This window comes from Sphingomonas pollutisoli (genome assembly GCF_029167165.1).
Classification (GTDB): Bacteria; Pseudomonadota; Alphaproteobacteria; order Sphingomonadales; family Sphingomonadaceae; genus Sphingomonas; species Sphingomonas pollutisoli.
This window is the reverse complement of sequence record NZ_JARFNJ010000012.1, coordinates 1-24,370: the sequence shown is the minus strand read 5'-3', so window position 1 is coordinate 24,370 and position 24,370 is coordinate 1. Positions and strand designations below refer to the sequence as shown.

Genomic DNA, 24,370 nt, shown 5'->3' with positions numbered 1-24,370 from the left:
TATCCGATCTTCGCCACGAGGACATGCTTCGGCGCGTTGTTTCCTATTGCTGATCGGGACGGGCGAGTGCTACCGATATTTTGTGCAAGGGCAACATGGCGGGGAACTCTGACCTCGCCAGTTGAAAAGCGGGGCTATTGGTGATGCGATCGGGCAGTGTGTTTTTGCCGACCAATAAAGCCGTGTTTGGCGTGTTGGCTTTGGGTCTGGCCCTTCTGTCGGGTGGTTGCGCCAACCACAGCTCGATCCGGGACGGGACGGCGACGGCGGTCGTGCCGGTCACGACCCTGCCCGAACCCGATCCGCGCAACGCGATCGGCGATATCTCGCCGGCCTATTATTTCGGCCCGCAGGACAAGATCGACATCGTCGTCTATCAGCTTCCCGAGCTGACCAAGGTCGTGACGGTCGATCAGGCCGGGCAGATCGCCCTGCCGTTCGTCGGCCAGGTAATGGCGGGCGGCCACACGCCGGCGGAGGTCCGCGCCGAGATCGCCTCGCGGCTCGGCCAGTCGATCATGCGCCACCCCGACGTGACGGTGGCGGTCTCCGAATCGGTCGGGCAGCGCATCACCGTCGAGGGTGCGGTCAACCAGCCGGGCGTCTATCCGGTGCAGGGCAAGAGCAGCCTGTTGCAGGCGATCGCGCTGGCGCGCGGCACCGACAACAAGTACGCCAACGAGCATATCGTCGCGGTCTTCCGCACGATCAACAACCAGCGCAACGCCGCGATCTTCGACGTGACGATGATCCGCGACGGGCAGATGGCCGATCCGGTCCTGTACGGCAACGACACCGTCGTCGTCGAACGGTCCTCGGGCAAGGTGCTGCTGCAAAACGTGATCTCCGCCGCGGTGCCGGTCGTCGGCGTGTTCCGCGTGGCGGATGCGATCAACCGGTTCTGATGGCACCGCGGACTTCCCTTCGGCTCGAGCTTTGGCGAACGATTCATGAATGAACGCACCTCCGCGATCGAACCGGCGCCGGGCGACGTCTGGCAGGATGACGGCGCGCACGGCGCGCATTCCCGGTCGTGGCAGGCGATCGGCGCGGCGGGCGCGCACGCGAGCAACGGCTTGCAGAATTTCATCGCGGTGGTGCTCAAGCGGCGCTGGCTGATTCTTGGCATCACGCTCGCCGCGCTGGTGATCGCGCTGCTGTTCACGGTGTTCACGCCGCCCGTCTATGTCGCGCGCGCGACCTTCCAGGTGCAGCGCGATGCGCCGCGCGTGGTCGATACGCAGGGCGCCACGCAGACCTCCACCACCGAGACCGATCAGGCGTTCCTCAACACCCAGTTCGCGCTGATGACCAGCCGCGTGACCGCGCAAGGCATCGTCCGCCGCCTCAACCTCGCCACCAATCGGGATTTCATCGGCAGCGGGACGCTCGGCGGGATCTTCCAGAACAGCGGCACGCCGAGCCCGGCGGAGCTGCAACAGGCGTTCGACGCGGCGACGGCGAAGGTGATGCAGAACCTGACCGCGACGCAATATGGCACGTCGCTGCTGATCCAGGTCCAGTATCAGGATCGCAACCCGCAGATGGCGGCGGCGATCGCCAACGCCGCGATCGACGAGTTCATCCAGGATTCGATCGAGCGCCAGTTCCTGTCGTCGAAATATGCGGGCGACTTCGTCGGCCGCCGTCTGCTCGAACTCAAGGCCAAGCTCGAAAAGTCCGAGCGCGACCTGGTCGATTACGCGTCGCACGAAAAGATCATCAGCGTCACCGACGCGGGCAAGCCCGGCGCGCAGGCGCAGTCGCTCGATTCGGCATCGCTCAACGTCATCAACACCGCCGCCGTCACCGCCAAGGCGCAGCGGCTCGACGCCGAGGCGGCGTGGCAGCTCGCGCAGACGTCGAGCGCGGGCGCGCTCGCGCAATCGACCAACGATCCGCAGCTCAACGAACTGGCGGGCAAGCTCTCCGCGCTCCAGGCCGATTATCAGCAGAAGGCGCAGACCTTCAGGCCGAACTTCCCGGCGATGGTCGAGCTGCGCGCGCAGATCGCCACGATCCAGAAGCAGATGGACGCGCAACGCGGCAAGCTGCTCCAGGTCGTGAAGGGCAATTACCAGCTCGCGCTCGACAAGGAAAAGGCGCTCAACGACCAGCTCACCAAGGCGACCAGCCAGGTGCTCGATGTCCAGTCGCGCAGCATCCAATATATGATCCTGCAGCGCGAGGTGGATACCAACCGCGCGCTGTATGACGCGCTGCTCTCGCGCTACAAGGAGATCGGCGTCGCCGGCGGCGCGAATTCGAACAACGTGTCGATCATCGACCGCGCGCGCGCGCCGGGTTCGCCGGCGTGGCCGATCCTGTGGCTCAACCTGCTGATCGCGCTGGTCGGCGGTCTCGCCATCGGTCTCGGCGTCGCCTTCCTGCTCGATTTCCTCGACGACACCTTCAAGATGCCGGAGGATGTCGAGACCAATCTCGGCCTGCCGCTGCTCGGCATGATCCCGAAGCTCGAGGAGGACGAAACTCCGCTCGGCGAACTCGCCAAGGCGCGGTCGAGCTTCGTCGAGGCGTATTTCGCGGCGCGCACCGCGTTGCAGCTCGCCGGGCCGAACGGCGCGCCCAAGTCGCTCCTCATCACCAGTTCGAACCCGAACGAGGGCAAGACCACGACCGCGATCTCGCTCGCGCAGAGTTTCGCCGAGCAGGGCAAGCGCGTGCTGCTGGTCGATGCCGACATGCGGCGCCCCTCGCTCCACAAGATGCTCGGCTTCAACAATGCCGAGGGACTCGCCAACGCGCTCAGCGGCGAGCGGCGCGCGCTCGACGTGATCGTGCATGACAGCCACGGCTTCGACGTGCTGCCGAGCGGGCCGATCTCGCCCAATCCGGCGCGGCTGTTGAGCGGCGGCTTGCGCGGGCTGATCGCCGATCTCGAGACGCGCTACGACATGGTGATCTTCGACGGCCCGCCGATCGTCGGGCTGGCCGACGTGCCGATCCTGTCGGCGGCGATCGAGGAGACCGTGCTGGTGATCCAGGCGCGCAAGAGCCGCCGCCGCGTGGTGATGTCCGCGCTGCGCCGCCTGCGGTCGAGCCGCAGCCTGATCGTCGGGGTGATCCTCACCAAGTTCGACCACCGCTCGGCCGACTATGCGTACACCTACGCTTATTCGAGCTATTACTACAGCTACGGGGACAGCCGGGCCGCCTGATGCCGCGCGTGCGCACCCGAACCCGCCGCGTACCGACGCGGGCCGAGCGGGTGCGGGCGGGCGTGCTGATCGGCGCGGCGCTGCTCGCCGGCGCCGGCATCGCGGCGGTCGATTTCGCGGCCGACGCCTCGGTCGTTCCCGAAGTCGCGGTCCAGGTCGATCCGCGCAACAGCGACGTGCTGACCACGCTCGCCGAGAATAGCGCGCGCGACGATCTCGATGCCGCCCACGCCTATGCGCTGCGCGCGATCGCCAGCAACCCGCTCGACGATCGCGCGCTGGTCATCGCCGCGCTCGCGCGGACCTCGACCAACGAGATCGCGCGCGCCGACCGGCTGTTCGGCCTCGTCACCCAACTGACCCGCCGCCAGCCGCTCGCCGAGACGTGGATGTTCGATCTCTCGGCCGACCGCGGCGATTATGCCGGCGCGATCGACCATGCCGATGCCGCGCTGCGCCGCCACACGGTCGCCGACACCGACGTGATGCCGGTGATGATCCGCATCACCGCCACGCCCGGCGCGCTTCCGGCGCTCGCGCGCAAGCTGGCGACGATGCCGCCCTGGCGCACCGATTTCTTCCAGCGTCTCGCGCGATCGAAGGAAGGCGACGGGCTCGCGCTGATCGGGGCGCTCAGACAGGCCGGCGACCGCACCGCCCCCGTCGAGGTGGCGGCGATGGCGAGCCAGCAGATCGCCGCCGGCAGCACCGCCAACGCGCGGGCGGTGTGGCGCGCGGGGTTCGGATCGCCGCTGCCGCCGCTGCTCTCGCCCAATTTCGAATCGATGGTCCAGTATGGCGATTTCGGCTGGACGTTCGGCGTGCGCGGCGGCGCGCAGATCGTCGCGCGCGGCGGCTCCACGGGCGGCACGAGCGGCCACGCGCTCGAGGTTCAGCCCTCGCGCACCGGCAAGCGGCCGGTGCCGGTCGCCCAGCAGGCGATGTTGCTCGATCGCGGCGGGCACAGGATCACGTTCGAGGGGCGCGGCGTCGGCGGCGGCGGCCAGTCGGTCGCGTCGGTGGCCGTGCGCTGCGCCGGAACCGATCAGGAACTCGGCCGCGCGACCGTGCCGGCCGGGCCGGCCTGGGCGACGGGCGGGTTCGGTTTCTTCGTGCCCGCGAGCGATTGTCCGATCCAGAAGCTCGTGATCGAGGCGGTGCCCAATCTCACCCAGGGCGGCAGCCCGACGCTGATCGACACGTTTCGCGTCGAATAGCGCCCGACGCCGCTCTCCCGCATTATCCGAGCGCCTGATCGAGCAGCTCGGCGAGCCTGAGCCCGCCGCGCTCGACCTCCAGCCGCGCGACCGGCACGAGCTTCCCGATCGTCGCATCGTCGAGCGTGACGCGCGGCGGGGTCGGCGCGCACGGGTTGCCGCCCAGCGCGCTCGCATAGGTCTGGTCGTGCGCGACCTGCCAGCTTTCGCGGCTCCAGTCGGTCACGCTGCCGGCGGCGATCTTCGCCCGCACCGCGGCGGGATAGCGCCGCACCAGCGACGGCCCGGTCGTGATCGCGCGCTCGGCGAGATAGCCGTCCCAGATCGAATGGAGGTTGAGCCGGGGCGGGCCGTAGCGCCCGTAGGTCGCCTTGACGTCGTTGCCGCCCTTGTCGCCCTTCTCGCCGGCGTGGAGCGGCTGGTGGAGATCGCCGGTGAAGTGGATCAGGAAGACGAGCGCCTTTACGCGGTCCTTCATCGGCGCGTGGCGGTCGCGCAGTGCTTTCACGTCGCGCTCGATCTGCGCGGAGACGCAATTGCCGTCCTTGCAGGCTTCGGTGAGGCTGAACGGCGCGCAGATGTTCACGTCCTGGAAGTGCCAAGTGTAGGCATAGCCGAAGCGCGGCTTGCCGTCGGCGTCCTTGAGCGGCTTGACGCAATCGGCCCAGGTGCTCGCGCCTTCGATCGTGGTGGCCTTGCATTCGGGGGTGCCGAGCAGATCGCTGTGCGCGAGCAGGTGGCGCACTTCGGCACGCGCGCGGGGTGAGGCATTGGCATAGCCGATCTTCGCGATCGTCTCGTGCCCGAACTCCCAATAGGCGCTGGCGGGGGCGGCGGCGCTGGCGAGCGCGGCGGCGGCGAGATACGCGACGGTACGAATCATGCGGGTTTCATAGGGAGAACTGTTCTCCCGCGAAAGCGGGAGTCCAGAGCGGCGGGCGCTGTCGTGCGTGGCTCTGGGCCCTCGCTTGCGCGGGGGAACGGTTGCGCCCTGTCCGTCACCCCAGCGCACGCTGGGGTCTTGCCGGGGCGGGAGTGCCGCATCCTCGCGGGGAGACCCCAGCTTACGCTGGGGTGACAAATAGAGTGCTGGGGTGACGAATGGAGGTCTGGGGAGACAATAGAACGCTGGGGTGTCGAATGGGGCGCCGAGGTGGCTTGAAAACGTCACTCGTCGTCGAAGACCGCCACGTCTGCCGCGTGGCCGGCGGCGACGCGGCCCCGGTACATGCCCCTGGTCGAGAAGCGCCAGAACGGCGTGCCCGCGCGTGGCATAACGATCACGCCGCCGGTGCCGCCCATCGTGGTGATCTCGGCGAGCACGGCTTCGGTCGCGGTCTGTGCGTCCTCGCGGGCGAGGCGGATGCGTGCGGCGATCTCGTGTGCGCAGACGGTGCGGATGAAGAACTCGCCCGATCCCGTCGCCGAGACGGCGCAGGCGCGGTCGTCGGCATAGGTGCCCGCGCCGATCAGCGGTGAATCGCCGATCCGGCCCCAGCGCTTGCCGGTGACGCCGCCGGTCGAGGTGGCGGCGGCGAGTCCTCCGCTCGCATCGCGCGCGACCGCGCCGACCGTGCCAAACTTCATCTCGACATCGAAGGCGCCGTCCGGCTTGGCGCGCATGATCTCGAGCTGCGCGCGGCGTTCGGGAAGGATCAGCCAATCCTGCGTCGCCGGTTCGAGATCGCGCGCGCGCGCGAAGGCGTCCGCGCCAGCGCCGGCGAGCAGGACGTGGGGGCTCCGCTCCATCACCGCGCGCGCGAGGCTGACCGGATGCCGCGTCGCGGTGACTCCGGCGACCGCGCCGGCCGCGCGCGTCGCGCCGTGCATGATCGCGGCGTCGAGTTCGGCGACACCGTCATAGCTGAGCGCGGCGCCGCGTCCGGCGTTGAATTCGGGCGCGTCCTCGAGCACGCGCACCGCCGCTTCGACCGCGTCGAGCGCCGCGCCGCCCTCGCTCAACACCGCCGCGCCGGCGGCGAGCGCCTGGCCGAGCGCGTCGCGCGCACCGGCGGGGCCGGGATTGTCGCGGGTCATGCTGCCCGCGCCGCCGTGGATCGCCAAGGCCCATGTCATGCCGCATTCTCCCTTGGGCGCAGCCGCAGCCCGATCAGCGGGCGCAGCCAGCCGATCTCGCGGCCGACCAGATAAAAGGCCCAGCAGCCCGCGACGGTGGCCGGCAACAGCACCGCGAATTCGGCGAGCGGCGGCGCGTGCAGCGGCAGCAGCCAAAATTCGACCAGGACGATGATCGTCTGGTGGACGATGTAAAAGGGGAACACCGCCTCGGTGAGCGTGCGGCGCCACGGCGTGTCATAATTCCAGTGGCTGTCGGCGAAGCCCGCCAGCGCGATCACCGCGCACCAGCCCTGCACCACGCGCGCGGTGGCGAAGGTGACCCCCCACGGATTCGCGGGCATGGTGTTGCCGGGCCAGCGCCACTCGATCGCGGCGACCACGCCGTACGCGACCAATGCGACCACGCCGGCGGGCTTCCACCACCGCCCGATCGCCGCCATCGCGGGTGCCGAGCGTGCCAGCGCGAAGCCGAACAGGAAGCCGGGGAAATAATGGAGGTGGGCGACGCCGTCGTGCAGTGGATCATGCGTCTCGCGCGCGCCCGGCAGCAATATGTCCACCCCGAGCAGCCACACGATCGGCACGACCACGATCAGCGCGCCCCCGAACAGCGACCCGAACAGCCAATCGAAGCCGCGTTGCGCACGCAGCCAGGCGCCCGCCGCGATCAGCAGCGTCAGCGCGAGCGTGTAACACCACAGATAGCCGACGAACCACAGGTGCTGCCACGTCGGCAGCGCGATGCCGTGGAGCCGGTGGAAGCCGAAATAGTCGTGCAGCCAGAACCAGGCGAAATCGTGTGGATAGTGATATTTGACCGCGAGTTCGATCCATGGCTGGACCGGCACGATGAAGATCACCCCGAACAGCAGGGGGATCAGCAGCCGCTTGCTGCGCGCGGTGATGAAGCTGCCGAGGTGCGCGCCCTTGGAGAGCAACGCGCGGCTGGCATAGCCCGAGATCACGAACAGCAGCATCAGCCGCCAACTGTTCGCCGCCATCATCGGGATCGCCACCCAGGGGATCGGGTGCGCGGTCTTAACATGGAAATCCCAGGGCACGAACACCATGCCGATATGGTAGAGGATCAGCAGCGCGAACGCGCCGACCCGCAACCAATCCATGCCGTAATGCCGTTCCATCGCCGCTCTGTATGGCTGTGTGCGCCGCAACACCACCCCTTCGGGTGCGTGGTTTTACAGGCAAGGTTAGGCTGCTAGGGCTTGGTCAGACGATCTCCGGGTCCGTTCGCCCTGAGCGAAGTCGAAGGGCGTGCCCCTGGCGCACGGGCTTCGACTTCGCTCAGCCCGAACGGAGGGGGAAGCGGTCGGGGCAAATCGGGGCGCACATGCACTACAGGCGGGTGATCGGGACGATAAGTGTGGCGGCGGCCATGCTGGTGGCGGGCGGCGAGGCGCATCCGCAGTTCTTCGGCGCGTTCGGCGCGTCCAACGACAGCCAGCCGCCGGTCACGCCGTTCGACCCCACGCGCACCCCGCCCGCGCCGAACTATGCCGAGCGGTCGGAGTGGGTGTCGCTGCCCGACATGCGCGACCCCGCCGACGATGCTCCGCCCGGCGTGCGCGCGATCGACCAGCGGCAGGCGAAGGTCGCGGTGTTCTTCCTCTATCCGACCTCGTTCACCAGCGGCGAGCAGTGGAACGCCGATACGCGCGACGCCGATCTCAATGCACGGGTCGCCGGCACCTCGATCCGCGACCAGGCGAGCGTGTTCAACGGCTGCTGCGCGATCTACGCGCCGCGCTACCGCCAGATGACGCTCGGCGGCTATGTGAAGTGGAGCGAGAACAGCGTGCGCGCCACCGAAGTCGCCTATTCGGACGTGGCGCGCGCGTTCCGCCAGTTCCTGGTGTGGAATCGCGGGCGGCCGTTCATCCTCGCCGGGCACAGCCAGGGTTCGCGGCAAGGCCGGCTGCTGATCGAGCGCGAGATCGACGGGCGGCCGGCGGCGCGGCAGATGATCGCCGCCTATCTGATCGGCACCTGGATCGAGCGCGATTGGTTCCGCGCGCTGCGTACCACGCGCCCGTGTACGCGCGCTGACGATACCGGCTGCGTGATCGCGTGGTCGACCTATGCGCAGGGTCGCAACGCGACCGCGCAGCGCATCCTCGTCGCGCGCCAGTCGGGCTTTTCGGTCGAGGTGATGAGCGGGCCGCACGTCTGCATCAACCCGCTCGATTGGTCGCCTGGCAGCGAGACGGTGCCGGCGCGGTTCAACAAGGGCGCATGGCTGCACGGGCCGGGGCCGCTGGCGCGCCCGATCGAACCGGGGCTGGTCTCGGCGCGCTGCGACGATGGCGCGCTGTACATCTCGCCGCCGGGCAAGCCGTTCGCGGACATGGTGATCCCGATCGGCAATTATCATAAGGTCGATTACAACGTGGCGTATATGAACCTGCGCGAAAATGCGGGAGTGCGCGCGGCGGCGTTTCTGCGGCGGGTGCCGAAGTCCAAGCCCGCTATCCCGTCGATCCGCCCCGAGGTTCCGTTTCGATCTTCTTGAGCGCTCTCCAGTCCGTTCGCCCTGAGCGCAGTCGAAGGGCGTGCCAAGCAGCGCAGCGTTTGTGGCACGTGCTTCGACTGCGCTCAGCACGAACGGAGTAGATTACGAAAACGCGGCGACGCCGGATCACGCCAGGTGCGGGGGAGGTTCACCTTCGCCCCACAAACCGCTATATGCGCGTCCGAACCTCCGAGGAATCTCTCCCATGTCCCTCCGCCCGTGGCGCGATATCACCCGTCGTCAGAGCCGCCAGATCATGGTCGGCACCGTTCCCGTCGGCGGCGACGCGCCCGTGACCGTGCAGACCATGACCAACACGCCGACCAGCGACGTGAAGGCGACGATCGACCAGATTCGCCGCTGCGAGGATGCCGGCGTGGATATCATCCGCGTCTCTTGCCCCGACGTCGAGAGCACCACCGCGCTGAAGCAGATCGTCCGCGCGAGCCGTGTGCCGATCGTCGCGGATATCCATTTCCACTACAAGCGCGCGCTCGAAGCCGCCGATGCGGGCGCGGCCTGCCTGCGCATCAACCCCGGCAATATCGGCTCGTCGGACCGCGTGCGCGAAGTCGTCAACGCCGCCAAGGCCAATGGCTGCGCGATCCGCATCGGCGTCAACGCCGGGAGCCTCGAGAAGGATCTGCTCGAAAAGTACGGCGAGCCGTGCCCGGACGCGCTGGTCGAAAGCGCGCTCGACCATATCAAGCTGCTCCAGGATCACGATTTCCACGAATATAAGGTGGCGGTGAAGGCGTCCGACCTGTTCCTCGCGGTCGCCGCCTATCAGCAGCTCGCCGACGCGGTGGATTGCCCGCTGCACCTCGGCATCACCGAGGCGGGCGGGTTCGTCGGCGGCACGGTCAAGTCGGCGATCGGGATCGGCTCGCTGCTGTGGTACGGGATCGGCGATACGCTTCGCGTCTCGCTCTCGGCCGAGCCCGAGGAAGAGGTGCGCGTCGGCTTCGAAATCCTCAAGGCGCTCGGCATCCGCAACCGCGGCGTGCGCGTGGTGTCGTGTCCGTCGTGCGCGCGGCAGGGGTTCGATGTGATCCGTACGGTCGAGGCGCTCGAATCGCGGCTTCAGCATATCCGCACCCCGCTGTCGCTGTCGGTGCTCGGCTGCGTCGTCAACGGCCCCGGCGAAGCGCGCGAGACCGACATCGGCCTGACCGGCGGCGGCAACGGCAAGCATATGGTGTATCTGTCGGGCATCACCGACCATACCGTCGGCGACGCCGACATGCTCGACCATATCGTCAAGCTGGTCGAGGCCAAGGCCGCCGAGATCGAGGCGGCGAGCGCTCCGGTGGCGGTGGCGGCGGAGTAAGGGTTCGGGTTCGCGGCCGGCCGCGGGCTTCCACACCCGTTCGTGCCGAGCGTAGTCGAAGCACGTGCCGCGGGCGTTGTGCTTTGGGCGCGCGCTTCGACTTCGCTCAGCACGAACGGCGTAAAGCTGATAAGCCGTGCTGATGATTCCCGTCGCCATTTCTCGCTGACCTTCCCCCGCCACACCGCTACACGGCGGCGTGATGAAGCCGCCGCCCGCCCTTGTTTTTGCCGTCGCCACGCTCGGGATCGCGGTGTTCTCGGTGATGGACGCGGTGATGAAGGGGCTCTCGCTCGCGATCGGGGCGTATAACGCGATCCTGTGGCGCAGCCTCGCCGGGACGGTCATCACCGGCGCGATCTTCGTGGGCGCGCGCACCCCCTGGCCGGCGCGCGCGGTGCTGCGCGTGCATCTGTTGCGCGGCGGCATCTCGGCGGCGATGACGATCCTGTTCTTCTGGGGCCTCGCGCGCGTGCCGATGGCGCAGGCGGTGGCGCTGACCTTCGTCGCGCCGCTGGTCGCCTTGCTGCTCGCCGCGCTGCTGCTGCACGAGCGGATCGGGCGTAGCGCGCTGATCGGCTCGGGCGTCGCGCTCGCCGGGATAGCGATCATCGTCTCAGGGCAGGCGCGCGCCGAGATCGGGCCGGAGGCGGTGCCGGGATCGCTTGCGGTGCTCGGCTCGGCGCTGTGCTATGCGTGGAATATCATCCTGATGCGGCAACAGGCGCAGGTCGCCCGCCCGGTCGAGATCGCCTTCTTCCAGACCGCGATCGTCGCGGTGATCCTCCTCGCCGCCGCGCCGCTGTTCGCCGCCGCGCCGGCGGCGCGGCACTGGCCGGCGCTGGTCGGCGCGGCGGCGCTGGCGACGACCTCGCTGATGCTGCTCTCCTGGGCCTATGCCCGCGGCCGCGCGAGCGACCTCGCGCCGAGCGAATATACCGCGTTCGTCTGGGCGTCGCTGCTCGGCTGGCTGGTGTTTTCGGAGCGGCTGTCGTCCTATACGCTGGCCGGCGCGGCGCTCATCATCGCCGGCTGCGTGGGCGGCCTGCGTGCCCGCCTGCGCCCACCCGCATTGGAGACCAGCCTGTGACCGTGACGATCCGCTTCGCCCGCCCCGACGACGTACCGACGATCCTGGGGTTCGTGCGTGAGCTCGCCGCGTTCGAGAAGGAACCCGAGGCGGTGGTCGCGACCGAGGCGCTGATGCACGAAGCCTTGTTCGGCGCGCGTCCGGCCGCTGAGGCGCTGATCGCCGAGATCGATGGCGCGCGCGTGGGCATGGCGGTGTTCTATCACAATTTTTCGACCTGGACCGGGGTGCGCGGGATCTGGCTCGACGATCTCTACGTCACGCCGGGCGCGCGCGGGGCGGGGGCGGGATCGGCGCTGCTGCGCGAACTCGCGCGGGTGGCGGTGGATCGCGGCTGCGCGCGGTTCGAATGGTGGGTGCTCGACTGGAACACGCCCGCCGTCGAACTCTATCGCCGGATCGGCGCCGAGGCGATGGACGCGTGGACGGTGCAGCGCGTCTCGGGGGAGGCGCTGACGAAACTGGCGGGGCGCTGATGGCGGTCGACGAGGGGCTGGCCGAGTGGGTGGCGGAGGCCTGTGCGCCGCTCGGTGCGATCAGCCGCAAGCGGATGTTCGGCGGCGCCGCGCTCTATTGTGACGGCCTCGCGTTCGCGATCCTCGCGTTCGATGCGCTGTGGTTCAAGGCCGATGCCGAGAGCGATGCCGCGTGGGATGCGATCGGCGCCGAGCGGTTCGCGGTGACGCGCGACGGCGGCAAGGTGCAGTCGATCAATTACCGGCGCGCGCCGGACGACGTGTATGACGATGCCGATGCGATGCGCGACTGGGCCGGCCTGGCGATCGCGGCGAGCCGGCGTGCGCCGGTGAAGATGCGGAAGACATAACCGTCGCCCCGGCGCAGGCCGGGGCCGCTGTGTTTGGGGCACGCGGCCCGCCAAATTATGCAGCGGCCCCGGCCTGCGCCGGGGCGACGAGGAGTCGATTAGACGGCCGACGGCTCTTTCTGGTTCGCCTGCTTGTAGCGCTCGATCGATTCGATCACGATGCGGCGGGCATCTTCCGCGCCCAGCCACTGGCCGACGCGGACCCACTTCTTCGCCTCGAGATCCTTATAGTGGGTGAAGAAATGCTCGATCTGCTGCATCACGATCTCGGGCAGGTCGCTGCCTTCGCCGATCTTGCTGTAATAAGGGAAGGTCGCATCGACCGGGACGGTCAGCAGCTTCTCGTCGCCGCCGGCTTCGTCCTCGAGGTTGAGCACGGCGATCGGGCGGACGCGCACCACGCAGCCGGGGATGAACGGCGAGCGCGCGACCACCAGCGCATCGAGCGGATCGCCATCGGGCGAGAGCGTGTGCGGGATGAAGCCGTAGTTGGCCGGATAGCGCATCGGCGTGTGCAGGATGCGATCGACGAACAGCGCGCCGCTGGCCTTGTCGAATTCATATTTCACCGGCTCGCCGCCGACGGGAACTTCGATGATGACGTTGAGGTCTTCCGGCGGGTTCTTGCCGGTGGGAATCATGTCGATCCGCATTCGTATATCCTGTCCCTGTTGGTCGATGGCCGGGCGTTAGCGCGGTTGCAGCAAGCGATCCAGACCACCCTCTCCAGAGCCGATCTTTTCAAGATGCGGATAGCGGAGGCCACCATGATAGTCGATGGTCACGGTGTCGATCGCGGTGCCGTGCTTGACCATCAGCGCGATCGGCGTGGAGCTTGTCTTGGCGGCGGTGATCGCGGCCTTGATCCCGGCATCGGTATAGGCCGCGCCGTTGACCGCGACGATCGTGTCGCCCGGCGTCAGCGCCGCCTTGAACGCGGGCGTGTTCCAGCCGACGGCGGTGATCTCGGCGTCCTTGCCGATCGTCACCCCAAGCGAATAGCTGAGATCGGTGATCTTGCGGGTCTTCTCGCTGTCCTTCGAAGCGGGTGAGGGCTCCTCGGTATAGACGAGCTTATAGCCGTTGGCGGCGAAACCGGAGATCGGCGCGGGCGCGCCGGTCTCGGTCAGGCGCTTGTGGAGCAGCCCGGCCCAATCATACGGCACGATCTGGTCGAGCGTCTTGGCGACATCGTCGAACGTGTAGGTGACTTCGCCGTAATCGCCGTCGGTCAGCCCGAAGAACGCGCGCGCGAAATCGTCGATCGATTTCTTGCCCTTCGATTCGCGGCGGAGGATCGAATCGACCTCCATCCACACCAGCAGGCCCTCGTTGTAATAATCCTCGGAGCGCTGGTAGCTCACCCAGCCGCGCGGGCGGCGCTGCGACATCGTGGGATCGTTGGTGGTGTCGATCAGCGGCTTCCAGTTCCGCCCCGGCCGGTTGTCGAGCGCGGCGAGGATCGACGCATACATGTCGAGCGTGTCCTGCTTCGATACGATGCCCGAGCGCGCCTGGAGAACATAACCCCAGAATTGCGTCTGGCCTTCGTACACCCACAGCGAATTGTCGATCATCGGCGCGCGGAAATCGGGGGTCCACAGCTCGGCGCCGCGGCGGAACTTGCCGTCCCAGCTATGGGTATATTCGTGCGGCAGCAGGTTGCGCGGGCCGGGGCCGTCCTTCCAGTTGAGGAAATAGCCGAGCTTGACCCCGTCTTCCGACGAGCGATGGTGTTCGAGGCCGATGCCGCCGATCTGGTCCGAAATGGCGAGCAGGAATTCATAGGTGTCGTAATGCTGTGCGCCGAACAGCTTGACCGCCTGAGTGACGAGGCGTTCGTGCGCGGCGATCTGCTCGGGCGTGGCGGCGAGCTCGGCGGCATTGTCGGCGAACACGTCGAGATTGACGCGCGGCGACAGCGCCCATTTCTTGTAATAGCGCCCGGCGAGCACCGGCGAATCGACCAGCACCTCGTAATTGGTCGGCTGGTAGCGATAGGTCGATCCGCTCGCGGTGGACGGCAGGCCCGAGGCGGCGGTCCAGCCCTCGGGATATTTCACCGTCGCCTGCACCGGGATCTGCCGGGTGAAATAGCCGGCGGGATAGAGGCTCATCGAATTCCATTGGAGCCGCAGCAGGTTCTGCGACATCACGATCGAACCCTGATCCGACTTGGTCGCGGACAGGAATTGCAGCTTGATGTCGAGCGCGCTGGCGCCCTGCGGCACGTCGATATGGAAGGCGAAGACATCGACCGGGTCGCGCGTCCAGGCGATCTCCTGCCCGTTCGCGCTGATGTGCAGCCCGGCGAGCTTGTCGATCTGGCCGGTCGGCGAGTGGCTGCCGGGGAGCCATTTCGGGAACAGCAGCACCATATGCCCCGCCGAGACGCCGCTGATCGTCTCATGCGTCGTGAAGATGCCGCGCCGCGTGTCGGTCGCGTCGATGTCGAGCGTCACCGTGCCGGGGAAGGCGACGTCGCGCGCGGCCGGAATGGTGTCCGTGAACGGCACCGGCTGCGGCTTGGAGTTTTCGGCGTGAGCGGGGAGGACGGCGAGGGCGCCGAGGGCGAGCGGGGCAAGTGTGCGGTGCATGAAATCCAGCGGAAAAGGGAATTGCGTTACGAGCGTAGCGCGGCTTCCTTACCCTCGTCCAGTCAGTTCCCGGCGTTTCCTAACGTATTGATGGTAAAGGCCAGAACGCCGAGGTTGAACACGAAGGCGGCGAGGCTGTGGCCGAGCGCCACGCGGCGGAGCTGGCGTGAGGTGATCTGAACGTCCGAGGTCTGGAAGGTCATGCCGAGCGTGAAGCTGAAATAGAGGAAGTCCCAATAATCGGGTTCGTCACATTCGGGGATGTCGAGCCCGCCCGAATCCTTGCCCGCCGCCTCGCTGTAATAGAGGTGCGCATAGTGCAGCGCGTAGACGGTGTTCGAGAACAGCCACGCCAGCACCAGCGTCGCGATCACCAGCGCGATGATCTTGAGATCATTCTTGCCCTGCAATTCCTTGGCGACCGCGACGAGGATGACGAGCATCGTCACGCCCGTCAGCACGAGCAGCCCGGCGCGATTGGCATCGTTGTTGCGCGCGGAGCGCCGAATATGGTCGATCTCGATGTTGCGCAGCAGCGACGAGACCAGGATGAGGAACACCAGGCTCGCCGCGTCGAACGCCGCCATCGCGCCACGGCTCCAGCCCAGCGCGGGGATCGCCGTGGCGAGGCCGATCACGAACACGATTCCGAACGCGATGAAGCGCGGCGGGGCGACGGTGTGGCCGAGGTTGAGGCGCTTCATGACGGCCAAGCGGTAGCCGCTTCCGCCACCGCTTTTCAAGCGCGCGGCTTGGGCCTAGAGGACGCGGCTTTATGGCACGCATCGAAACCCCAAAACGCATCCGCGGCACGCAGGATATCTTCGGCGAGGAGCAGCGCCGCTTCGCGCACGTCGTCGAGACGTTCGAGCGCGTTCGGAAACTGTATTGCTTCCAGCGGCTCGAAATTCCGGTGTTCGAGAGCACCGCCGTGTTCGCGCGCTCGCTCGGCGAGACGACCGACGTGGTCTCCAAGGAGATGTACACGTTCGAGGATCGCGGCGGCGATTCGCTGACGCTGCGCCCCGAGTTCACCGCCGGCATCGCGCGCGCGTATCTAACCGAAGGCTGGCAGCAATATGCGCCGCTCAAGCTCGCCACGCACGGCCCGGTGTTCCGCTACGAGCGCCCGCAGAAGGGACGCTTCCGCCAGTTCCACCAGATCGACGCCGAGGTGATCGGCGCGGCCGAGCCGGCGGCGGATGTCGAACTGCTCGTGCTCGCCGACCAGTTGCTCCACGAACTCGGTATCGCCGAGGGCGTGACGCTCCAGCTTAATACGCTCGGTGACGCGGCGACGCGCGATGCGTGGCGCGCGGCGCTGGTGGCGCATTTCGAGGCGCATCGCGGGGAATTGAGCGAGGATAGTCTCGCGCGGCTGGAGAAGAACCCGCTGCGCATCCTCGATTCGAAAGACCCGCGCGACCGGCCGATCGCCGATGCCGCGCCGGGGATCGACGATTACCTGACCGCCGAGGCGGGCGCGTTCTTCGAGAGTGTGACCAAGGGACTCGATGCGGCTGGCGTCGCGTGGACGCGCAACGGGCGGCTGGTGCGCGGGCTCGATTATTACCGCCACACCGCCTTCGAGTTCGTCACCGATCGGCTGGGTGCGCAGGGGACTGTGCTGGCCGGTGGTCGCTATGACGGGCTGATCGAGAGCCTTGGTGGACCGCCGACGCCGGGTGTCGGCTGGGCGGCCGGGATCGAGCGGCTGGCGATGCTGATCGAGGCGCCGGCGGTTGAGGCGCTCGACGTCGCCGTCGTCGTCGAGCAGGACGAAGCCTATGCCGCCGCGCTCGCGCTGACCGCGGCGCTGCGCCGCGCCGGGCATGTCACGACGCTGGTGGCGAGCGGTTCGCCGCGCAAACGCCATGACAAGGCGCTCAAGCTGGCGCCTGCGGAGATCGTGCAACTGAGCATCGACGCGGGCGCGACCAAGGCCAATGCGCGCGTCATCGACGGCGGCGAGTCGAAGATCGCCGACGTGTTGGCGGCGCTGTGATGTCCGCGCTCGTCACCCCAGCGCACGCTGGGGTCTTTGTGTTTCGAAGCGCGCGCGAGCCGCGTGAGACCCCAGCTTTCGCTGGGGTGACGGAGAGGTGGGCATGATCGCCTCCAGCCGTTCCCCCGCGAAAGCGGGGGGCCAGAGCCGCACGCGCTGCGCCCCGCGACCCTGGACTCCCGCTTTCGCGGGAGAACGGCGGGGGTGGACGGCGGCGCTATGACCACCATCTCCCCCGAGCGGATCGCGCAGATCGAGGCGCGGCGGGATGAGTTGCAGGCGCAGATGGCGACCGGCGATCTCTCGTCCGAGCGGTTCGTCGCGGTGTCGAAGGAATATGCCGAACTCGAACCGGTCGCGCGCGCGGCGGGCGAGGTGCGGCGGCTGCGCGCCGAACTCGATGAGCTCTCGGGCATGGAGGCCGAGGGCGACGCCGAATTGAAGCAGATGGCGCGCGACGAGAGCGAGGCGATCCGCACCGCGCTGCCGCAGGCGGAACGCGCGCTCGCGCTCGCGCTGTTGCCGCGCGACGCCGCCGACGAGCGCGCGGCTATGCTCGAAATCCGCGCCGGCACCGGCGGCGACGAGGCGGCGCTGTTCGCGGGCGACCTGTTCCGCATGTACCAGCGCTATGCGGAGCGTCAGGGCTGGCGCGTTGAGCTGATCTCGGCGTCGTCCTCGGAAAGCGGTGGCTTCAAGGAGGCGATCGCCTCGGTCGAGGGCAAGGGCGTGTTCGCGCGATTGAAGTTCGAAAGCGGCGTCCACCGCGTCCAGCGCGTACCGACCACCGAGGCGGGCGGGCGCATCCACACCTCTGCGGCGACAGTGGCGGTGCTGCCCGAGGCGGAGGACGTCGACATCAAGATCGACGACAAGGATCTGCGGATCGACGTGTACCGATCGTCGGGGCCGGGCGGCCAGTCGGTCAACACCACCGACTCGGCGGTGCGGATCGTCCACATCCCGACCGGGCTGACCGTGATCCAGCAGGACGAGAAATCGCAGCACAAGAACAAGGCCAAGGCTTTGAAGGTGTTGCGCACGCGGCTGTACGAGATGGAGCGTGAGCGGCTCCATTCGGAGCGCGCGGGCGCGCGCAAGTCGATGGTCGGATCGGGCGACCGCTCCGAGCGAATTCGCACCTACAATTTTCCGCAGGGACGCGTGACCGATCACCGCATCAACCTGACGCTGCACCGGCTGCCCGAAATCCTCCAGGGCGAGATGGACGAGCTGATCGGCGCGCTGATCGCCGAGGATGAGGCGGATCGGCTGGCGTCGCTCGATGGGTGAGTTCCCCTCCCACGCGTGGGAGGGGTTAGGGGAGGGCGTGTCCGCATACGGGCCGCTCTCGTTTTGACAGGCCCTCCCCCGACCCCTCCCGTGAACGGGAGGGGAGTTCGCGTCGCGCTCGCCGAAGCCGCACGTGACCTTGCCGATGTTTCGGCAACGCCGCGTCTCGATGCCGAACTGCTCATGGCGCATGCGCTCGGCTTCACCCGCGAGGCGATGTTGCTCAATCACCTCGACGCGCCGGCGCCCGATGCGTTCGCGCCGCTGCTCGACCGCCGGCTGGCCCACGAGCCGATCGCCTATATCACCGGCACCCGCGCGTTCTGGACGATCGAGCTTGCGGTCGGCCCCGGCGTGCTGGTGCCGCGTGCCGACAGCGAGACGCTGATCGAGGCGGCGATCGACCATTTCGGTGGTCGCGCGCCGGCGCGTATCCTCGATCTCGGCACCGGGCCGGGGACGTTGCTGCTCGCCGCGCTCGATCACTGGCCTCGGGCGCGCGGGCTGGGGGTCGATGCCTCCGCGCAGGCGCTGGACTATGCGCGGCGCAATGCGCTGGGTCTCGGCATGGCCGATCGCGTCGATTTCCGGCTTGGCGACTGGGCGGCGGGGGTCGACGGCACATTCGACCTGATCCTCGCCAATCCGCCCTATATCGGCACGCACGAACCGCTGCCGCGCGAGGTGCGCGATCATGAACCCGGCGCGGCGTTGTTCGCGGGCGAGGATGGCCTCGACGACTATCGCGTGATCGTTCCGCAGCTCGCGCCGTTGCTCGCGCCCGGCGGGGCGGCGATCCTCGAAATCGGCGCGACGCAGGCCGACGCCGTTTCCGAACTGCTCGTCGCCGCCGGGTTCGCGGTGGCGCTGCGGCGCGACCTCGCCGGGCACGCGCGCGCGCTGATCGCGTCTTGAAACGTCTCCGAACGGAAACAATATTCCGCTTGGATTATCGTGCGTCAGCCGCTATTGCACGGCTATTGGGGCATACGATTTCGCCGTAGTCGGGTCGATATCGGGATGTTGCCCGCCTCCTTCGTCATGAAATCGCTGTGGTCCGGCGATCGTGGCAGGCTCTCTCCGCCAGACTTGGTCTGTGTCGGAATGGCCAGGGGCATGCATTCACATACTCGTGGAGCACACGCCGGTTTGGTTTCGAAGGACAGGACAAAAAGCAGTTGATTAACAATCGTCAAGCCGGCCGTCGTCGCGGTCGTGGCGGGCAGCAGCAGCGCTCGCAGGGTGGCAATCCGGGCCGCGGCCAGGACAATGGCAACCGTATCGACAATCGGGCGCGCGGCAACGCGGCGCAGCTCCTTGAGAAATACAAGGCGCTCGCGCGCGACGCGCAGATGCAGGGCGACCGCGTCAACACCGAATATTATCTCCAGTTCGCGGACCATTATTTCCGCGTACTCGCCGAGACGCGCGCGCGTTTCGAGGAGACCAACCCGTCGTCGCAGGGACAGGGGCGCCGCCTGGGCGGTGCCAACACGTTCGATGAGGACGAGCAGGATTACGAGGACGAGGGCGAGCCGATCCGCGGCGAGCAATCGCAGCCGCCGCGTCAGCAGCCCAACGGCAACCAGAATGGCAACGGCCACGCCCAGAACGGATCGAACGGCGGCCAGCGGAACGGCAACGGCCAGTCCGACGACGACCGCCCCGAGCGCCAGCCGCGCCAGGAACGCTTCGCCGACGATCGCCGCCCGCAGCGCGATGGCAACCGTCAAGATGGGCGCCAGGACGGCCGCCGGGACGCGCGCGAGGACGCGCCGCGCGCCGGGCAGCAACCTGATCTGGTCGAGCAGGCCGCAGAACACGCTTCCGCCGATCAGCCCGAGGTCGTGGTCGCGGCGGTGACGCCCGCGCCCGAGACCCCGGCCGCCGAGGCGCCCGCCGCCGAGCCGCGCCGTCGCGGGCGCCCGCGCCGCACGGCCCCGGTCGAGGCGGAGCCCGCGCCGATCTTCGACGCCGGGTTGCTGCCGCCCTCGCTCACCGCCAGCGCCGCTCCGGCGGAGGCGGCGCCGGTTCAGGACGCCGCGCCGGTCGCGGATGCCGACGCCGAGCCGGCCGAGAAGCCGCGCCGCCGCCGCGGCCGTCCGCCCGCGACCGAGCCGGTCCAGGCATAACGACGAACCCGCCCGTCGCGCCTTGATGCTGAGCATATCGGCGTGGGGGCGGGTCGGTGCGGCTGGGGCACGCACTTCGACTGCGCTCGGTGCGAACGGCGTCATGGGGGCGCTTCGGGCCGTTTGGCGCGCATTGTCATCGTCCGGTCGCGGCCCTAGCGTAGCGCTGGCGGCGCGAACGGGGGAGAAAGCGATGCGGCTTGGAGTTTCGACGGCGGTGCTGGCACTGGTCGCCGCACCCGCGATCGCGCAGACCGCCCCGGACGCGCCCGGCCCCGCCGCCGCTTCCAGCCCCAGCGCGCAGGGCGACGTTTCGGTCACGATCTACGCCAACGATCTCGCGCTCGTGCAGGACACGCGGCGGATCACGCTGCCGCGCGGGACGAGCCGGCAGGAGTTCCCCGACGTCTCGGCGCGAATCCGCCCCGAGACGGTGACGCTTGCCGCGCCCGGCGCGGCGATCGTCGAGCAGAATTTCGATTACGACCTGCTCTCGCCCGGCAAGCTGATGGACAAAGCGGTCGGCCAAACCGTGACGGTGGTGCGCACCAACCCCGCCACCGGCGCCGAAACCCGCGAGAGCGCGCGCGTGCTCGCCAACAATGGCGGCACGATCGTCCAGATCGGCAACCGTATCGAGGTGCTGGGCGAGAATGCGCATGTCGTGTTCCCGTCGCTGCCGGCGGGGCTGCGCGCGCGGCCGACGCTGTCGATCACGCTCGATGCCGAGGCGGCGGGCGCGCGACCGGTGACGCTCAGCTATCTGTCGCGCGGGCTCGGCTGGAAGGCGGATTACGTCGCGCTGTTCGATGAGCGCGCCGGCAAGCTCGACGTGCAGGGCTGGGTGACGCTGTCGAACACCAGCGGCACCACCTTCACCAACGCGCGCACGCTGCTGGTCGCCGGGACGGTCGGTGACGGCCAGGATGACGGCTATCGCCCCAACCGCTTCGGCGTGCCTCGGCCCCCGCGCGGCAGCCAGCCCGGCACCGAGACGAGCGGACGCGAGCAACTCGGCGATTTCTACGTCTATCCGCTCAGCGGACGCACGACGATCGCCAGCGCGCAGACCAAGCAGGTGAGCTTCCTCAACGCCGCCGGCGTGCCCGCCGCCAAGGTCTATTTCTACCGCAACCCCTGGCTCGGCAAGCGTGACGAGGCGGCGAGCGTCGATACCGTGCTGAAATTCTCGTCGTCGAAGAACGGCGGGCTCGGCGATGCGCTGCCCGCCGGCACGGTGCGCGTCTATATGCGCGACGTGCGCGGCAGCCCGCAGTTCATCGGCGAAAGCGCGATCCCGCACACGCCGATGGGCTCCGCGCTCGCGCTCAAGACAGGCGAGGCGTTCGACGTCAAGATCCTGCCCGTCGTCGAGAAGCGCGAGAAGGTCGGCGACACGCGCTGGCGCACGACGATGCGCTACACGGTCACCAACGCGCGCGCCGAGGGTGTGACGGTGGAGCTGGCGCAGGCCGGGCTCGACAGTTGGTGGCATGACACGCGGATCGTGGACGAAAGCCAGAAGAGCGAGCGCGCCGATGCCGACGAGGCGGTTTGGCATGTCGCCGTGCCCGCCAACGGATCGGCGAGCCTGACCGCGACCTTCGACACGCGCTACTGATGCGCGCGTGCGCGCTGGCGGCGGTGCTGGTTGCGTTCGCCACGCCATCGGCGGCGCAGGACGCGCCCGCGATCGATTCGGCCGCGCCGCAGAAGCTCGCGGTGACGATCTACCGCGCGCCCGAGCGTGCCCCGGACACCGCGATCGATCGCGGGTGGTTGCGCGGCTATGCGCTCATCACCGAACAGCGCACGGTGACCGTGCCGGCCGGGCGCGCGGTGATCCGCTTCAAGGGCGTGGCGGCGGGCATCCTCCCGGAAAGCGCGATCGTCAGCGGCTTGCCGGAAGGGGTACGCGAGAAGAACCTCGATGCCGACCTGCTGTCGCCGCGCACCTTGTATGGCGCGAGCTTCGGCCGCCCGGTGACGATCCGCCGCCGCACCGGCAAGCGCCTGGTCGAGGAGGCGGGCATCCTCCGCTCCGGCCCCGATGGCGCCGCGATCGTCCAGACGGCGGCGGGGTTCGAGGCGGTCGATTGCCACGGCGGCGCGGATGCGATCGGCTACCACGGCGTGCCGCCGGCGCTGCCCGACACGCCGACGCTGTCGGTTCAGGTCGATTCGCCTGCCGCGCGCACGGTGACGCTGACGCTGTCCTATCTCGCCTGGGGGTTCGACTGGCAGGCCAATTACGTCGCGACGCTGCGGCCCGATGGCGCGAGCGCCGATCTGCTGGCGTGGGTGACGCTGGCGAGCGGCGACGTGACGAGCTTCCCCGATGCCGAGACGATGGTGGTGGCGGGGAAGGTCAAGCGCGAGGACAGCGCGCCGTATCCGGGCGGGCTTGGTGTGCCATCGCTCGTACTGCAATGCCTGTCCGAACCGGAAGAGCCGGTAGAGCAGAGTGTCCCACCACCACCACCCCCGCCTCCACCGCCCGCGCCGATGGCTATGGAGCGTGCCATGGACATCGTTGTGACCGGCGCCAAGCGCATGGTGAAGCAGCAGGATCTCGGCGACCTCAAGCTGTACCGCGTGCCGGATCGCACCAATGTCGCGGCGATGGCGCAGAAGCAGGTCGCGTTGCTCGATCGCGGCGGTGTGCCGGTCGATCTGCTCTACCGCGTCCGGCTGAGCGACGGTGATCCCGGCGCGGTGCGGATGGTGCTGCGCGCGACCAACCGCGCGGACCGTGGGCTCGGCGTGCCGCTTCCCGCCGGCCCGGTCGCGGTGTTCGCGCCGCACGGGCGTACGCGGCTGCTGATCGGCGAGGGGGCGGTCACCGACAAGGCGATCGGCGAGGATGTCGAGATCGATTTCGCCACCGCGACCGAGGTGCGCGTCGAGTCGACGCACCTCGCCACGGGCAAGCATTGGGAGGATTACGGGCTGGTCGTGCGCAATGCCACGCCGCGACCGATCCGCTTCGAGGCCGAGATCGATGCGGTGCCCGCGCGGATCCGCAAACCCTCGGTGCCTTTGCTCCGCCGCGACGGCACGCTGCGCATGCCCGTCACCGTACCCGCGAACGGGAGCGTCACCCTGCGCTACCGGCAGATCGACGAAGCGTGAGCCTCACGTCTCGCGGCGATCGACCGATTCGTCATGGCCGGTACCCGAGCTGAGGAACACCAGCCCCATCAGCGCCGCCGCCAGCATGATCGATCCGCCCGCGCCGCCGACCACCGCGAGGATGGCGATGAACGACAGCGGGCCGTAGGTCGCCTGTAGCGCCCAGACCGCCGCCGCGATGAACACGACTGCGACCACGCCCATCCACAGCAGGATGCGTCGGAAGCGCGCCCAGGCGAAGGCGGCCGCCGCCGGATCGTCGAGGCCATGCGGGTGCTCGTCCATGCTTGCGCTTTGCGCCCGAAAGGAGGATTTCTCAAGCACGGCCAAACCCGCAAAGCGCGTATGCCGAGGAGAGATGCCATGACCATCGAAGCGATTCTGCAAACCAAGAGCGCCGACGTCACCGCGGTTCCGCGAACCACCACCGTCGCCGAGGCGGCGCGGCTGCTCGCCGAAAAGCGTATCGGCGCGGTGCCCGTGCTCGACGGCGATGCCGTGGCGGGGATCTTCTCGGAACGCGATGTGATCCACGCGCTCGCCGCGCAGGGTGCGGCGGCGCTCGATAACCCGGTCGGCGATGTGATGACCGCGCCGGCGATCACCGTGTCACGCGACGAGGCGGTGCTCGGCGCGCTCTCGCTGATGACGCGCCGGCGCATCCGGCATCTGCCGGTGGTCGAGGGCGGACGGATGATCGGCTTCATCTCGATCGGCGATCTCGTCAAATATCGCATCGATCGGATCGAAGCCGATGCGGAAGCGATGCGCAGCTACATCCAGTCGGCCTGAAGGGCGTCCGAATCGCCGCATGACCCGATTCGGGCTACCATGACTCGGTAGTGTCACGTTGAAAATGGCGGAAATCCGTGTGTTTTGGGGCGTATCGTCAAAAAACTGCAAAAAGTGTTTGACGGTATTGGGGTGTGGTCCTAGAGGGGTGTCACCGCAGCGGTGGCCGAC

At 68.4% G+C, this 24,370-nt stretch carries 22 protein-coding genes; 15 read left to right on the top strand and 7 right to left on the bottom strand.

Annotation, left to right across the window (positions count from 1 at the left end; genetic code table 11):
• The first annotated feature begins 200 nt into the window (after positions 1 to 200).
• The 3 genes from PX554_RS21110 to PX554_RS21100 are packed head-to-tail and all read left to right on the top strand — an operon-like array spanning position 201 to position 4,396.
• Entirely contained in the window at positions 201 to 905 is a 705-nt protein-coding gene (locus PX554_RS21110) for a polysaccharide biosynthesis/export family protein (protein WP_275504455.1), read from the top strand.
• A gap of 45 nt (positions 906 to 950) precedes the next feature.
• Positions 951 to 3,179, top strand: a complete 2,229-nt coding sequence (locus PX554_RS21105) for a GumC family protein (protein ID WP_093226275.1) — start codon at positions 951 to 953, stop codon at positions 3,177 to 3,179.
• 8 nt (positions 3,180 to 3,187) lie between these two features.
• A complete protein-coding gene (locus PX554_RS21100) occupies positions 3,188 to 4,396 on the top strand; it encodes a tetratricopeptide repeat protein (protein WP_275504454.1) in 1,209 nt (402 codons plus the stop codon).
• A 22-nt stretch (positions 4,397 to 4,418) separates the two neighbouring features.
• On the opposite strand, the gene PX554_RS21095 is transcribed toward PX554_RS21100, so the two are convergent.
• The 3 genes from PX554_RS21095 to PX554_RS21085 form a co-directional block, all read right to left on the bottom strand.
• On the bottom strand, positions 4,419 to 5,279 hold the full coding sequence (locus PX554_RS21095; protein ID WP_275504453.1) for a S1/P1 nuclease: 861 nt from the start codon (positions 5,277 to 5,279) through the stop codon (positions 4,419 to 4,421).
• A 284-nt stretch (positions 5,280 to 5,563) separates the two neighbouring features.
• Positions 5,564 to 6,472 carry an isoaspartyl peptidase/L-asparaginase family protein gene (locus tag PX554_RS21090; RefSeq protein ID WP_275504452.1) on the bottom strand — a complete coding sequence of 303 codons (909 nt, stop codon included), beginning with the start codon at positions 6,470 to 6,472 and terminating at the stop codon, positions 5,564 to 5,566.
• Positions 6,469 to 7,617 carry an acyltransferase family protein gene (locus tag PX554_RS21085; RefSeq protein WP_093226282.1) on the bottom strand — a complete coding sequence of 383 codons (1,149 nt, stop codon included), beginning with the start codon at positions 7,615 to 7,617 and terminating at the stop codon, positions 6,469 to 6,471. Before PX554_RS21085 ends, PX554_RS21090 begins: the two co-directional genes overlap by 4 nt.
• A gap of 206 nt (positions 7,618 to 7,823) precedes the next feature.
• On the opposite strand from PX554_RS21085, the gene PX554_RS21080 reads away from it, so the two are divergent.
• The 5 genes from PX554_RS21080 (at position 7,824) to PX554_RS21060 (ending at position 12,248) form a co-directional block, all read left to right on the top strand.
• Positions 7,824 to 9,002, top strand: coding sequence for a DUF3089 domain-containing protein (locus PX554_RS21080; RefSeq protein WP_176787266.1), 1,179 nt, complete (start codon positions 7,824 to 7,826; stop codon positions 9,000 to 9,002).
• Positions 9,003 to 9,207: 205 nt separating this feature from the next.
• Positions 9,208 to 10,332, top strand: coding sequence for a flavodoxin-dependent (E)-4-hydroxy-3-methylbut-2-enyl-diphosphate synthase (ispG, locus tag PX554_RS21075; RefSeq protein ID WP_093226285.1), 1,125 nt, complete (start codon positions 9,208 to 9,210; stop codon positions 10,330 to 10,332).
• Positions 10,333 to 10,534: 202 nt separating this feature from the next.
• On the top strand, positions 10,535 to 11,422 hold the full coding sequence (locus PX554_RS21070) for a DMT family transporter (protein ID WP_093226286.1): 888 nt from the start codon (positions 10,535 to 10,537) through the stop codon (positions 11,420 to 11,422).
• Positions 11,419 to 11,898: a GNAT family N-acetyltransferase gene (locus PX554_RS21065; RefSeq protein ID WP_275504451.1), complete on the top strand. Its 480-nt coding sequence runs from the start codon at positions 11,419 to 11,421 to the stop codon at positions 11,896 to 11,898. The genes PX554_RS21070 and PX554_RS21065 overlap by 4 nt, the downstream gene beginning before the upstream one ends.
• Positions 11,898 to 12,248: a TfoX/Sxy family protein gene (locus PX554_RS21060; protein ID WP_275504450.1), complete on the top strand. Its 351-nt coding sequence runs from the start codon at positions 11,898 to 11,900 to the stop codon at positions 12,246 to 12,248. Before PX554_RS21065 ends, PX554_RS21060 begins: the two co-directional genes overlap by 1 nt.
• A gap of 98 nt (positions 12,249 to 12,346) precedes the next feature.
• Here the strand turns inward: PX554_RS21060 and ppa are convergent, their stop codons facing one another.
• From ppa to PX554_RS21045, 3 genes are all read right to left on the bottom strand, one after another.
• A complete protein-coding gene (gene ppa, locus PX554_RS21055) occupies positions 12,347 to 12,901 on the bottom strand; it encodes an inorganic diphosphatase (protein ID WP_093226291.1) in 555 nt (184 codons plus the stop codon).
• 36 nt (positions 12,902 to 12,937) lie between these two features.
• Positions 12,938 to 14,845, bottom strand: a complete 1,908-nt coding sequence (locus tag PX554_RS21050) for a M61 family metallopeptidase (protein ID WP_275504449.1) — start codon at positions 14,843 to 14,845, stop codon at positions 12,938 to 12,940.
• Positions 14,846 to 14,907: 62 nt separating this feature from the next.
• Complete coding sequence (locus PX554_RS21045; RefSeq protein ID WP_275504448.1) at positions 14,908 to 15,549, bottom strand: DUF1345 domain-containing protein; 642 nt, start codon at positions 15,547 to 15,549, stop codon at positions 14,908 to 14,910.
• Between the two features lie 71 nt (positions 15,550 to 15,620).
• On the opposite strand from PX554_RS21045, the gene hisS reads away from it, so the two are divergent.
• The 6 genes from hisS (at position 15,621) to PX554_RS21015 (ending at position 23,407) form a co-directional block, all read left to right on the top strand.
• On the top strand, positions 15,621 to 16,850 hold the full coding sequence (gene hisS / locus PX554_RS21040; RefSeq protein ID WP_275504447.1) for a histidine--tRNA ligase: 1,230 nt from the start codon (positions 15,621 to 15,623) through the stop codon (positions 16,848 to 16,850).
• Positions 16,851 to 17,069: 219 nt separating this feature from the next.
• A complete protein-coding gene (gene prfA / locus PX554_RS21035; RefSeq protein WP_275504446.1) occupies positions 17,070 to 18,143 on the top strand; it encodes a peptide chain release factor 1 in 1,074 nt (357 codons plus the stop codon).
• 90 nt (positions 18,144 to 18,233) lie between these two features.
• Positions 18,234 to 19,058 (top strand): peptide chain release factor N(5)-glutamine methyltransferase, encoded by an 825-nt coding sequence (gene prmC, locus PX554_RS21030; protein WP_275504445.1) that lies wholly within the window; start codon positions 18,234 to 18,236, stop codon positions 19,056 to 19,058.
• Between the two features lie 263 nt (positions 19,059 to 19,321).
• On the top strand, positions 19,322 to 20,275 hold the full coding sequence (locus tag PX554_RS21025; protein WP_275504444.1) for a DUF4167 domain-containing protein: 954 nt from the start codon (positions 19,322 to 19,324) through the stop codon (positions 20,273 to 20,275).
• Positions 20,276 to 20,468: 193 nt separating this feature from the next.
• Positions 20,469 to 21,896: a DUF4139 domain-containing protein gene (locus tag PX554_RS21020; RefSeq protein WP_275504443.1), complete on the top strand. Its 1,428-nt coding sequence runs from the start codon at positions 20,469 to 20,471 to the stop codon at positions 21,894 to 21,896.
• Complete coding sequence (locus tag PX554_RS21015) at positions 21,896 to 23,407, top strand: DUF4139 domain-containing protein (RefSeq protein WP_275504442.1); 1,512 nt, start codon at positions 21,896 to 21,898, stop codon at positions 23,405 to 23,407. Before PX554_RS21020 ends, PX554_RS21015 begins: the two co-directional genes overlap by 1 nt.
• Before the next feature lie 3 nt (positions 23,408 to 23,410).
• Here PX554_RS21015 and PX554_RS21010 read toward each other — a convergent pair whose 3' ends face one another.
• Positions 23,411 to 23,692, bottom strand: coding sequence for a hypothetical protein (locus PX554_RS21010; protein WP_093226301.1), 282 nt, complete (start codon positions 23,690 to 23,692; stop codon positions 23,411 to 23,413).
• Positions 23,693 to 23,770: 78 nt separating this feature from the next.
• Between PX554_RS21010 and PX554_RS21005 the strand changes: the two genes are divergently transcribed.
• Complete coding sequence (locus PX554_RS21005; RefSeq protein WP_093226303.1) at positions 23,771 to 24,199, top strand: CBS domain-containing protein; 429 nt, start codon at positions 23,771 to 23,773, stop codon at positions 24,197 to 24,199.
• The last annotated feature ends 171 nt before the right edge of the window (positions 24,200 to 24,370 follow it).

What these genes read in the sequence shown, in the direction of transcription:
- PX554_RS21105 (WP_093226275.1), top strand. Translation starts at nt 951, where the DNA reads ATGAATGAACGCACCTCCGCGATCGAACCGGCGCCGGGCGACGTCTGG.
- PX554_RS21095 (WP_275504453.1), bottom strand. Translation starts at nt 5,279, where the DNA reads ATGATTCGTACCGTCGCGTATCTCGCCGCCGCCGCGCTCGCCAGCGCC.
- PX554_RS21090 (WP_275504452.1), bottom strand. Translation starts at nt 6,472, where the DNA reads ATGACATGGGCCTTGGCGATCCACGGCGGCGCGGGCAGCATGACCCGC.
- PX554_RS21085 (WP_093226282.1), bottom strand. Translation starts at nt 7,617, where the DNA reads ATGGAACGGCATTACGGCATGGATTGGTTGCGGGTCGGCGCGTTCGCG.
- PX554_RS21080 (WP_176787266.1), top strand. Translation starts at nt 7,824, where the DNA reads ATGCACTACAGGCGGGTGATCGGGACGATAAGTGTGGCGGCGGCCATG.
- ispG (WP_093226285.1), top strand. Translation starts at nt 9,208, where the DNA reads ATGTCCCTCCGCCCGTGGCGCGATATCACCCGTCGTCAGAGCCGCCAG.
- PX554_RS21070 (WP_093226286.1), top strand. Translation starts at nt 10,535, where the DNA reads ATGAAGCCGCCGCCCGCCCTTGTTTTTGCCGTCGCCACGCTCGGGATC.
- PX554_RS21060 (WP_275504450.1), top strand. Translation starts at nt 11,898, where the DNA reads ATGGCGGTCGACGAGGGGCTGGCCGAGTGGGTGGCGGAGGCCTGTGCG.
- ppa (WP_093226291.1), bottom strand. Translation starts at nt 12,901, where the DNA reads ATGCGGATCGACATGATTCCCACCGGCAAGAACCCGCCGGAAGACCTC.
- PX554_RS21050 (WP_275504449.1), bottom strand. Translation starts at nt 14,845, where the DNA reads ATGCACCGCACACTTGCCCCGCTCGCCCTCGGCGCCCTCGCCGTCCTC.
- PX554_RS21045 (WP_275504448.1), bottom strand. Translation starts at nt 15,549, where the DNA reads ATGAAGCGCCTCAACCTCGGCCACACCGTCGCCCCGCCGCGCTTCATC.
- hisS (WP_275504447.1), top strand. Translation starts at nt 15,621, where the DNA reads ATGGCACGCATCGAAACCCCAAAACGCATCCGCGGCACGCAGGATATC.
- prfA (WP_275504446.1), top strand. Translation starts at nt 17,070, where the DNA reads ATGACCACCATCTCCCCCGAGCGGATCGCGCAGATCGAGGCGCGGCGG.
- PX554_RS21020 (WP_275504443.1), top strand. Translation starts at nt 20,469, where the DNA reads ATGCGGCTTGGAGTTTCGACGGCGGTGCTGGCACTGGTCGCCGCACCC.
- PX554_RS21015 (WP_275504442.1), top strand. Translation starts at nt 21,896, where the DNA reads ATGCGCGCGTGCGCGCTGGCGGCGGTGCTGGTTGCGTTCGCCACGCCA.
- PX554_RS21010 (WP_093226301.1), bottom strand. Translation starts at nt 23,692, where the DNA reads ATGGACGAGCACCCGCATGGCCTCGACGATCCGGCGGCGGCCGCCTTC.
- PX554_RS21005 (WP_093226303.1), top strand. Translation starts at nt 23,771, where the DNA reads ATGACCATCGAAGCGATTCTGCAAACCAAGAGCGCCGACGTCACCGCG.